Source organism: Caballeronia sordidicola (assembly GCF_002220365.1).
Classification (GTDB): Bacteria; Pseudomonadota; Gammaproteobacteria; order Burkholderiales; family Burkholderiaceae; genus Caballeronia; species Caballeronia sordidicola_C.
Genome location: NZ_MTHB01000067.1, coordinates 1 through 9,718 on the forward strand (window position 1 = coordinate 1; position 9,718 = coordinate 9,718).

General features: G+C 56.4%; 11 protein-coding genes. 6 read left to right on the forward strand and 5 right to left on the reverse strand.

What is annotated here, in order from left to right:
• Window positions 1-361 precede the first annotated feature (361 nt).
• Together BSU04_RS11720 and BSU04_RS11725 are read left to right on the forward strand one after the other, a co-directional pair.
• Window positions 362-1,120, forward strand: coding sequence for a hypothetical protein (locus BSU04_RS11720; RefSeq protein WP_144021202.1), 759 nt, complete (start codon window positions 362-364; stop codon window positions 1,118-1,120).
• A 34-nt stretch (window positions 1,121-1,154) separates the two neighbouring features.
• Window positions 1,155-1,841 carry a DUF6118 family protein gene (locus BSU04_RS11725; protein ID WP_086380539.1) on the forward strand — a complete coding sequence of 229 codons (687 nt, stop codon included), beginning with the start codon at window positions 1,155-1,157 and terminating at the stop codon, window positions 1,839-1,841.
• A gap of 39 nt (window positions 1,842-1,880) precedes the next feature.
• Here BSU04_RS11725 and BSU04_RS11730 read toward each other — a convergent pair whose 3' ends face one another.
• A complete protein-coding gene (locus BSU04_RS11730; protein ID WP_089160770.1) occupies window positions 1,881-2,072 on the reverse strand; it encodes a hypothetical protein in 192 nt (63 codons plus the stop codon).
• 55 nt (window positions 2,073-2,127) lie between these two features.
• On the reverse strand, window positions 2,128-2,385 hold the full coding sequence (locus tag BSU04_RS11735) for a hypothetical protein (RefSeq protein WP_256982548.1): 258 nt from the start codon (window positions 2,383-2,385) through the stop codon (window positions 2,128-2,130).
• 371 nt (window positions 2,386-2,756) lie between these two features.
• On the opposite strand from BSU04_RS11735, the gene BSU04_RS48505 reads away from it, so the two are divergent.
• Complete coding sequence (locus tag BSU04_RS48505) at window positions 2,757-4,436, forward strand: methyl-accepting chemotaxis protein (RefSeq protein ID WP_089160771.1); 1,680 nt, start codon at window positions 2,757-2,759, stop codon at window positions 4,434-4,436.
• A 143-nt stretch (window positions 4,437-4,579) separates the two neighbouring features.
• On the opposite strand, the gene BSU04_RS11745 is transcribed toward BSU04_RS48505, so the two are convergent.
• Complete coding sequence (locus BSU04_RS11745) at window positions 4,580-5,059, reverse strand: response regulator (RefSeq protein ID WP_086380536.1); 480 nt, start codon at window positions 5,057-5,059, stop codon at window positions 4,580-4,582.
• Window positions 5,060-5,675: 616 nt separating this feature from the next.
• Here BSU04_RS11745 and BSU04_RS11750 point away from each other — a divergent pair.
• Window positions 5,676-6,812, forward strand: a complete 1,137-nt coding sequence (locus BSU04_RS11750) for a sensor histidine kinase (RefSeq protein ID WP_179258297.1) — start codon at window positions 5,676-5,678, stop codon at window positions 6,810-6,812.
• 10 nt (window positions 6,813-6,822) lie between these two features.
• Here BSU04_RS11750 and BSU04_RS11755 read toward each other — a convergent pair whose 3' ends face one another.
• On the reverse strand, window positions 6,823-7,959 hold the full coding sequence (locus BSU04_RS11755) for a sensor histidine kinase (protein WP_172812061.1): 1,137 nt from the start codon (window positions 7,957-7,959) through the stop codon (window positions 6,823-6,825).
• A 244-nt stretch (window positions 7,960-8,203) separates the two neighbouring features.
• Between BSU04_RS11755 and BSU04_RS11760 the strand changes: the two genes are divergently transcribed.
• Together BSU04_RS11760 and BSU04_RS11765 are read left to right on the forward strand one after the other, a co-directional pair.
• Window positions 8,204-8,596 carry a hypothetical protein gene (locus BSU04_RS11760; RefSeq protein WP_089160772.1) on the forward strand — a complete coding sequence of 131 codons (393 nt, stop codon included), beginning with the start codon at window positions 8,204-8,206 and terminating at the stop codon, window positions 8,594-8,596.
• Window positions 8,589-9,458: a tyrosine-type recombinase/integrase gene (locus BSU04_RS11765; RefSeq protein ID WP_089160773.1), complete on the forward strand. Its 870-nt coding sequence runs from the start codon at window positions 8,589-8,591 to the stop codon at window positions 9,456-9,458. Before BSU04_RS11760 ends, BSU04_RS11765 begins: the two co-directional genes overlap by 8 nt.
• Here BSU04_RS11765 and BSU04_RS11770 read toward each other — a convergent pair.
• The coding region (locus tag BSU04_RS11770; protein ID WP_256982552.1) for an integrase core domain-containing protein at window positions 9,455-9,718 on the reverse strand (264 nt) is incomplete at its 5' end. The genes BSU04_RS11765 and BSU04_RS11770 overlap by 4 nt on opposite strands.

A 9,718-nucleotide genomic window follows, 5' to 3' on the forward strand; every position in this document is an offset into this window, starting at 1 on the left:
CATACGCCGAATGGACCGACCAGTTGATAGTTTGGCTGCAAGAGGATCTAACAACGTCAGCCTGGATATGGCATCGCCTCGCGTCGTTCATGCGGCCGCACAAGTCCTATCTCCTGCACCCGGCTCTCGCGCGCCCGGCTGAACTTGCCGCGTGGCGCTCAAGTCAACCGTATCGGCATAGCATCGCGGCAAAACCACCTCAAAATCTCGCCATCAAGGGCATCAGCCTTCCCGCTAGATTGGACTACTTTACGTCAATTATGCGACAACCCCTTGATTGATAACGATTTTTACAGATTACGTGCTCCCGAATTTGCCGATTAGACGACTTTGGGTCATTTTTCGGACGACTTTGTGTCGTTTGACAGCAGCGCCCGACAGCCGGCGAGCAAGCGCTAATGAGCATGCCCCGCAACCTGCAGCCGAGCGAGACGCGTTTTCTGGCGTGCGGCTGTCGGCAGCTAAGCCACAAGCGCGTGAATCCGGACAGCTTGAGCACGAAGCGGCGTTTGCGAAAGCCGTGGACCGATATGCACGCGCCTGGACGGATGTCGCGCGCATGAACGAGCAAGGCTTGCCTATTCTCGAACACCAGACGGCAGCGCTGCGTCAGGCGAGTACCACGCTGGAGAATGTGCGGACAGGTGCGACGCGAGACCTGGTGAGCGCGCTGACGCAAGAGCCTGCTATCGCGCACGCAATGACGGCCCTGCAGGGTCGGGACCGGGTGACACGACTTGTTGCGGGCATCGCGCATGAGGCACAGGTGCGCCGGGATCCACTGCTGCGCGCCGAGCGGTTTGTGCGTGCCTGGAAGGGACTCGAAGCGCAGCACGAGACGCGGTTTTGGCGAGCGCATGAGGGTGGCCCGCGGCTGACCTCAGGCGAAGTTCGAGAAGCGGGTCAGCGGATCGAAGCGAGCATGCGGGCGCTGGCCGGTGAGCTTAAACGGGATCCACAGCTCGAATCGATCCTTCGCGATCGTGGCCAGGTTTTAGGGATCAGGCCTGGTTCCCGCCTTGACCAAGTGATGCGAGGTGGCGATATCGACCGAGCGATCGGTCGCGGTGTCGAGCACGGGCACGATCGCGGGCGCCGTGGCCCAGGCATGTCTCGATGAAGCATCCATGGGGATAAAATTGAAAGGAGAAGGTATGGCAGCAACCGATAACCAGCGCGACGAAATCAACGAAATCGATCCGGCGCAGGCGTTTGACGATCTGAGGGCCGAGGTAAAGGTCATGCGGCGTGCCGTAGAAGCGCTTCCTGGTGCGTTGGATGAAACGCGCGCGCCGGATTACACGACCTCACTTGGCACCATGATGAAGAAGCTAGCGGTCATTGCTTCTCAGCTGGACGACATTGAAAAAAAGCCCGCACTTCGGCAAACACCAAACGCATTTGCCGAGTCGATAGGGCGGGCCGCAGACTTGTCGATACAGGCGAGCACACGTGCTTTTGCGACCGCGACAGGAAGGATCGCCGAAGAGCGCGAGCAACTTGCTCAGATTATCGGCGCTGCGCATACGCGTCAGGAGCAGCGGTCCTGGTTGCTATTGATAGGTGGTCTGGCGCTGATTATCGGGATCGTGGCTTCGCCGTTCATCGCGATGGCGTTGCCGTTCGGGCTGGATGGCAAGGTCGCGGCCTTGATTATGAACAGCGATCGTTGGGATGCCGGGATAGCCTTGTTAAGACAGAGCCAAGATCAGCGTTGGAACATGATTGTGACCGGAACGAGCCTACTGGATGCCAACCATGCAGTAGTGTCAGCCTGTCAAGAGACGGCAGCGAAGACGAAGAAAGAGCAGCGTTGCACGATCAACGTGTCCGCGCCATAGGCAGCAAACGGCGCCGGAAGCCTGTGTGAAGCCCCGTTCTTATGCGTCGGACAACCGATCGTAGTGAGAAAAACGAATGCGAAAAAACTCGTCGTGTTCGGCCTTGGGGTCCCACACAGGAATACCGCGCTTGATCGTGTGTCCGTGTTCGTCGTCGACGTCTTCAAAGCCGGCATACCACTGGTCGGCTTCGCTGTCAGGCGGCGCCGAATAGCGCCGCTTGGCGTTCATCACGTCCTGCAGTTCGCGTAATTTCTGTCGCTCTGAGTTTGTCAGCTTGTTGGACTCACGGTGCTGTTGTGGGCAGGTCATATAGAACGTGCTCGCCATCAAGATCCCATTTTACAAGCTGGCGCCGGCCGTCGGGAAACCGTTTTTCTATCGTGTTCTTCGGCGTTTCGTCGGTTTGGATATAAATAGGAAAACCTGCTTGCAGGTGCTCGCGCGCGGCGCTGCCGTCGTCGTTTGCAAGCTCGGCGGCGAATTTTTCCCAAAATCTTTCTTCTTGTTTTGGCGTCATTTGGTCAACGTTTTCAATGTTCATACTCAACATCCTATTCCTCGCGCTGTGGACTTATCAACGTTGCAGGGAAAGGAGGTGTGCATCAAGTCAGTTTAGGCTACCGGGATCCCGTCCGGCGCATGTCGGCCACTTTCGGACACTCGACGTCACCCTGCGAATTGCTGACAGTCGCAACAAGGCTTCAGTGAGTGCCTTCGTTCGCATCTGGGATTGTCCAGCACCTTTGTCTCCGATCCTCTGCGTAGGGCTACATTTGAGGGTAAACACAGAATATGGGTATACACCTGCGCGCAGACTCTCAAGTTCGGTGCGCCTGCGCCGAAATACTCTTAGAGCACTTGTGTTAAGCCGGTCTGAACATGAGAGGTCTTTCAACTTCAAGGAACGGCACCATGACATTCCGCAACATGAAACTTGGCACCAAACTGATCAGCGCCTTTGTACTTGTATGCTCAATCGGCGCGGTCGTCAGCGGAATCGGCATCCGCAATATGTCCCAGATTAACGATGAGGGCGACAAGGTATATCACCTTGACCTCGTGGGGCTGTCCTTGACCCAGAGGGCGAATATTGATCTTCTGGAGGCTGGCCGCTCGTTGAGCAACGCTATACTGGCCTCCAGCGCTGAGCAGCGGGCAGGCTTCCTGGACCGAAGCGAGAAAAACCTCGCGCGGGCGCGGGATGCGCTCGACAAAGCCAGACCGCTGTACTGGAGCGAGAAAGGTAAAGCGGTCTTCGCCGAGCTTGATCAGAGCTGGCGTGACTACGCCCAGGCCTTCAAGGATATGGGAATCAAAGCCAGCACTGCTCCGTTGCAGGATCGCAGTGAGCTCACCGAAAACTTGTTCGGCAATTTCCGGCAGAAGGTCAACAAGGTTGACGAACTGATGAACACCCTGGTGAGCAGGAAGCAGGAAGACGCGAAGGAGGCCGCCGAATCCAACCAGAACCTGTATGTCGAAAGTCGCAATCTCATGATCGCCCTGGTGATCTTTTCTGCCTTGACCGGAATCGGAATCGGCGCGTGGCTGACGCGCAGCCTGACGCGGCAGTTGGGAACAGAGCCGGCAACAGCCGCCGACCTGGCGAAAAGCGTCGCGGCAGGCGATCTCAGCGTAAAGATTGACCTGCGGCCCGGCGACACACATAGCCTGATGGCATCGCTGAAGAACATGCGCGACAGTCTCTTGCTAGTTGTGTCGAACGTACGTGAGAACGCCGACGGTGTTGCTACGGCGAGCGCGCAAATCGCCCAGGGCAATCTGGACCTGTCGAGTCGCACCGAGGAGCAGGCAAGCGCTCTGGAAGAAACCGCCGCTTCGATGGAACAGCTCACAGCTACCGTCAAACAAAACGCAGAAAATGCCAAGCTGGCTAATGAACTGTCGCAGAGCGCGAGTACGATCGCCGTCAAAGGCGGAGCGGTTGTCGATGAGGTCGTCGAAACGATGACTGGTATCAACGACAGCTCGAAAAAGATTGCCGAGATTATCGGCGTTATCGACGGTATTGCTTTCCAGACCAATATCCTGGCGCTGAACGCTGCCGTGGAAGCGGCGCGTGCCGGTGACCAGGGTCGTGGCTTCGCTGTAGTTGCCGGCGAAGTGCGCAACTTGGCACAGCGCAGCGCAGCCGCGGCCAAGGAAATCAAGTCGTTGATCTCAACCAGCGTCGAACGCGTAACACAGGGTACTGCCCTGGTTAATCAAGCTGGTACGACAATGGCCGAGATCGTCGGTGCGATAAAATGTGTGACCGACATCATGGGTGAAATCAGTGTGGCCAGCAACGAGCAGAGCATCGGCATGGGGCAGGTGGGTGAGGCTGTGATCCAGATGGATCAGGTTACGCAGCAGAACGCTGCGTTGGTAGAAGAGAGTGCTGCGGCTGCAGAAAGCTTGAAGTCCCAAGCCCAGCAATTGGTGCAAGCCGTGGCAGTGTTCAAACTGTCGGACGGTGCCGCCTCTGCCATTAGCAGCCTGACAGCACCGGCTAGAATAGCTGCCAAAGTATTTCGCGGTACGAACCGAGCCGAAAGTCTGGGTGCCCCAGCAATCCAAGGTCAGTACTGAAAGGTCTCAGTTTAGTAATCACAGATTGGCATAGCGGCTTAACGGCCGCTGTGGGGAAATTCGAGAGTCTGGGTCGGGTCGGGAAGAGCCACACGCGATAACTGACGAGATCAGGGGTTATGTCAAGGTACTGCGGGAATCCTTCAGGGGATAACAATAGAAGTAAGATTTCCATGGATCAAATGGGCGTTATCTCCAAGCACCATTCCCATGAGGAGCGCAATTAGCGCTGAGGGCGATTGTCCTTTCTGACAATATCCGTCGAATTCTTGATCGACAAGATGCCGTTGAACTTCAGTTTCGTCGAGTGCGGTAAATGCAATTATGGCTGTACTACTTGTGGTGTGATCGCGGCGCAGCGTGAGCGCAGCTTCGAAGCCGGTGCACTCCGGCATCGATATGTCCATGACGATGGCGTGTGGAAGCCAAGTGCGCGCGGTCGAAATGGCTTCGACCCCTCCAAATGCCGTTAGGCAAACCGTATTTTCCAGCGATAGAGCCGCCGCTAATGCTTCTGCAGCGACGGCATGGTCGTCGACCACCAAGATACGCATTTGTCCGTCGCGAAGGCTAATTCGTCGATTGGTCCACGCATGGACTCGCTTGTTATCACGTAAATGCATCGCTACTCCCTAACCCCATTTCTTTCAGCACGGGTCATGCCCAAAAGGTCGAGAGTACCCATCGCAAGCAAAATTGCCGATTTTTCCACTTTTTAACAATAGGTCCGTTCGATATCTTCGTAAAATCTCGCTTTGTCGTCGGACAGGCCCAGCAGGTGCGTTTAAACACCTACCTCTGTCCAATGAGATAATTAATGACAATTAAAACGAATGTGAACTTAAATTCACCCCAGTTGTTGTGCATGTCAGCGAGAAAAGCGGACGAGATTCTCGACCACCTGTCAACCGTGGTTAGTACGACCAGTCGCGGGGAAGGCCGCATAGAACGAATACAAGGAATGGGTTTTCAGTATTGGACCGACAGAATCAACGCCGTCATCGACGAAACGGATCGCTTTTCTTCGCAGCAAGACCGCGCCAAGCGCTTACTGATCCGACTCCGGTCGTCCGATCGCGCGTAGCGTTTTTCGTCAAACAGGCTTTTGCCTCGACAAAGCCTCATACTGAGTAATTCCTCGGGCTTTTCATAACGGCTCACCAAGCCGACACGCAAGGCACCTCGAAGCGTGACACTCCGCGATGACCGGCAATCAGACTGCTAAAAAGGGGTGTTCAGATGATGCACGATTTCTTGTCGAACAACCGCGCGGCGCTCATCGAAAGGTGCCGTGTGAAGGTGGCCAAGCGGCCCGCGCGGGCGGCTTCAGCAGAGCAGCTTGAAAAAGGTGTGCCGCTGTTCCTGGATCAGCTTATAAAGACACTACGCATCGAGCAGACGAAAGATCCCCTCGACAGCCGTGATGTATCCGGACCGGCCAACGGCACCGCCTCAATGTCGGAGATCGGGACCTCAGCGGCCCAACACGGGCATCAACTTCTCCTACTCGGCTTTACTGTCGATCAGGTGGTCCATGACTATGGCGATCTCTGCCAGGCAATTACCGATCTGGCTCACGAGCGGGATGCGCCATTTCAAATTGACGAATTTAGGACGCTAAACCGTTGCCTTGATAATGCGATTGCCGATGCAGTCACCGAATTTAGCTACCAACGAGACCATCTCGCTGATGAACGACGGTTCCACGAAGCCAACGAACAAGCCGGTTTCTTCGCGCACGAACTGCGTAATGCGCTGTCGACTGCGACGCTCGCCTTTGAAGCGGCAAAAGCAGGCAATTTAAACTTGTCCGGGGCCACAGGGTCTGTGCTGCATCGCGGTTTGATGGGGCTACGCACCCTCATTGATCGATCCTTGGATGACGTAAAAGGGTTATCTGTAAAGAGTGCGTCGCCGCAGCTGTTTTCACTAGCCGAGTTCATCGCTGAGGTTGAACACGCGGCGGAACTGGCTGCTCAAGTGCGCGGCAGCAAGCTCGTCGTGTCCTCCGTGGACCCCCAACTTGCACTAGCGGGTGATCGCGATCTCTTGTATGCAGCCGTGGGCAATTTGTTGCAAAACGCCCTTAAATTTACTCACCCGCACACTGAAGTGACTTTGAACGCATATGCGGTGGCCGACCGTGTTTTGATCGATGTAAAAGATCATTGCGGCGGTCTGCCTGTTGGCAGCGTGGAAACCATGTTCCAACCGTTCAAGCAACACTCGGCCGACAAGAGCGGACTGGGCTTGGGCTTGTTGATCGCGCGAAAGAGCGTCGAGTCATTCGGGGGAACGCTCAGCGTGTCGGACATACCCGGCATCGGCTGCGTTTTCACGGCGAGCCTGCCGCGGTACTCGATGCCGCCGGTATAAACAGTACGGCCTAACGATCGAGTAACTCGTGACGCGGCAGGCTTATCGTAAAGATACAACCAATTCCTGGTGCGTTACGCACGCTGAGACTGCCGCCGTTCGCCTCAACTGCCCGTCGCGCGATGGAAAGACCTAAACCTAACCCCGATTTGTCTTTACCGTTCTGCTTGAACGGCATGAACATCTTGTCGGCAGCACCCGGCGACAGGCCGCCGCAATGATCTGCGACATCAATGAGAATTCGGTCCGCGACGGCATAGGCGTTCAATGTCACTTCAGTATGGCTATGCGTAAATTTGAACGCGTTTTGGAGCAGGTTTCCTACCGCCGCATACAGCAGATCCCGATCGCCGCTGATGACAATGTCCGACTCGACCGGTGACACCGTTAGCACGCACCGATGCATCGTCGCCATCATCATCCCTGATTCCCGGACTTCTGCGATAAATTCTGCTACATGAAATTGTTTGCGCGCAGCCGAGCCGCTTGCCGCGATCCGGACGTCGATTACCGCGTGCTTGATCAGTTTATCCATGGAATCAAGGCTTCGTTCGAGGACGCTACCCGTAGCGCCGGACCAATTCATATTTCCTGCTTTGACCGCATCGAATGCGAATGTTGCGCCAAGTAAAGCATTGCGCAATTCATGCACAAACGCACCGAATCGCTCAGTTGTCGCGCTTAGGGTCTGCGCTGCGATCGCAGAATCATGTTGATAGCTGAACTCGGTAACCGCATCGGCAATTGCATTGTCGAGACAACGGTTCAGGGTCCGGAACTCGTCGATTTCAAATGGCGCGTCCCGCTCGTAAGCGAGATCTGTGATGGCCTGACAAAGATCACCATAATCATGGACAACCTGGTCAATCGAAAAACCGAGACCCATCAATTCTTTGCCGTGCTGTGCGGCTGCGACGCCAATATCCGATAGTGTGATGCCGCCCCCAGACGGCCCGGATATCGTGCGGCTGTCCATCGGCCGCGATGTTTGTTCGATTCGCAGCGTGTTGATTAATTGGTCAAGAAAAAGTGGCACGCCGTTTTCAAGCTGTTGCTCGGTAGCGTGACGGGCCGGTCTTTTGCTCACTTTAACCTTACAACGCTCAATCAACGCGGACCGGTTGTTCGTCAAAAAATTATGCATCATGATGCTTGCTCCCAAGTTAAGTCTTGCGCCGCGTGTATTTCTGGTTTTTGGGTGCGGTATTGCGGACTCGTCTCGAGGTCACTTGAGCGATGTGCGGAAGCAGTCGTACAAAACGATCTGCAATGAGGGGCGAAGAGCGGCGGACTGCGCCTTCGTCTCAGCAGTATGACTCGTACAAAACAAGGAAGATACTAGTTGTTTCTATGTAGGATAATGTCCTTTATCACACATACCAGGAGCTGCCATGCCGACCCCGGACACCCTGCGTTTGACCCTGGTGCGCGCACCCGACGATGAGGCGTCCTTCAGTCCGGGATACCAGCGCGAGCTGCGGCAGTTCTATAGCCTCGCCCGTGCCGAGGGTGGCAAGATAAGCGCGGTCACCTTCACAACCGACCGAGCGGATGGGGGTGACGGCTTCGTTGGGGAATTCATGGTCCCGTGCACGCCCATCGCCGGGTCCACGCTGACCGCGGCGACCGGCGCCTGGCTGCAAGGTCGAGCCGGGCGCAGGCTGCGCCTGACAAGGGGCGACGTTGAAGTTGAGGCGACCAGTGACGGTGAACTGTACGGGCTTTTAAACCTGACGATGGCGGTCACGGAACGGCAAGCAAAGCCCGCGACCGATCATGTCTGAGGCCGCGCTCGCGGTTCGATCGTCCTCTCCACTGCCGGCAGTGGTGATCAATGCCGGCGAGCGGGCGAGCGTTCGCTTTCTCGAGTTTTTCGCATCGACCATTCGCAACCCGAACACGCGGCGAGCGTATGCGCACGCGGTGGGCGAATTCCTGACATGGTGCGCGCAGGTCGGCGTGATCTCGATCACAGCCGTGCAACCGCTGCATGTGGCCACTTGGATCGAGCTGCAAACGCAGACCTTGTCGGCGCCGACGGTCAAGCTTCGCTTAGCTGCGATTCGTCACCTGCTTGATTGGCTCGTCATCGGCCAAGTCGTGCCGCACAATCCCGCTGCGTCCGTGCGCGGACCCAGTCACACGACCCGCAAGGGCAAGACGCCCGTGCTCGATGCAACCGAAGCCCGGCAGTTGCTCGATAGCATCGATGTCAGCACACCCATTGGCCTCAGGGATCGGGCGTTGATTGCGTTGATGGTGTTTTCGTTCGCGCGTGTGGGTGCAGCACTCGCGATGCGCGTGGAAGACGTGTATATCCAGCATCGGCGCCTGTGGGTGCGCCTGCGCGAGAAAGGCGGCAAACAGCACGAGATGCCCTGTCACCACACGCTCGAAATCTACCTGCATGAGTATCTCGAAGGCGTTGGGTTAGACACTGATAGCAAAGGGCCTCTGTTTCGCACGATTCAACGCGGTACGGGGCGGCTCAGCACCACCGCCCTGCCCCAGGCTAACGCGTACGCGATGGTGACGCGCCGGGCGCTCGCGGCCGGCATCGACACGAAGATCGGCAACCATACGTTTCGAGCCACCGGGATCACTAAAGTGGACCCGTTCGTCAAGACAGCTTTTGATTGGATTTAAGCTGTACTCAGATCCACGCTTGCAGCGGAACAGCGCTGCCCTGTTTTTTCTTTTCCAGAGCCAAACTTGTCGACGATGAGAGCGCCGCCACCATGCCCGCTCGCGTACACGATGTTAGGTGTTTGGTAGTCCAGTGACTGGTGCGGTCGTTCGCTATTGTAAAAATCGAAGTAACGCGTCATGCCGAGCGTGAGCTCGCCCATCGTTTCATATCCGTTCAAATACACGTCCTCGTGCTTGACGTTGCGCCACAGTCGCTC

Excerpts from the sequence above, each read along its gene's own strand:
- BSU04_RS11725 (WP_086380539.1), top strand. The coding sequence starts at position 1,155 with ATGGCAGCAACCGATAACCAGCGCGACGAAATCAACGAAATCGATCCG.
- BSU04_RS11755 (WP_172812061.1), bottom strand. The coding sequence starts at position 7,959 with ATGATGCATAATTTTTTGACGAACAACCGGTCCGCGTTGATTGAGCGT.
- BSU04_RS48505 (WP_089160771.1), top strand. The coding sequence starts at position 2,757 with ATGACATTCCGCAACATGAAACTTGGCACCAAACTGATCAGCGCCTTT.
- BSU04_RS11745 (WP_086380536.1), bottom strand. The coding sequence starts at position 5,059 with ATGCATTTACGTGATAACAAGCGAGTCCATGCGTGGACCAATCGACGA.
- BSU04_RS11765 (WP_089160773.1), top strand. The coding sequence starts at position 8,589 with ATGTCTGAGGCCGCGCTCGCGGTTCGATCGTCCTCTCCACTGCCGGCA.
- BSU04_RS11760 (WP_089160772.1), top strand. The coding sequence starts at position 8,204 with ATGCCGACCCCGGACACCCTGCGTTTGACCCTGGTGCGCGCACCCGAC.
- BSU04_RS11730 (WP_089160770.1), bottom strand. The coding sequence starts at position 2,072 with ATGAACGCCAAGCGGCGCTATTCGGCGCCGCCTGACAGCGAAGCCGAC.
- BSU04_RS11735 (WP_256982548.1), bottom strand. The coding sequence starts at position 2,385 with ATGAACATTGAAAACGTTGACCAAATGACGCCAAAACAAGAAGAAAGA.
- BSU04_RS11750 (WP_179258297.1), top strand. The coding sequence starts at position 5,676 with ATGATGCACGATTTCTTGTCGAACAACCGCGCGGCGCTCATCGAAAGG.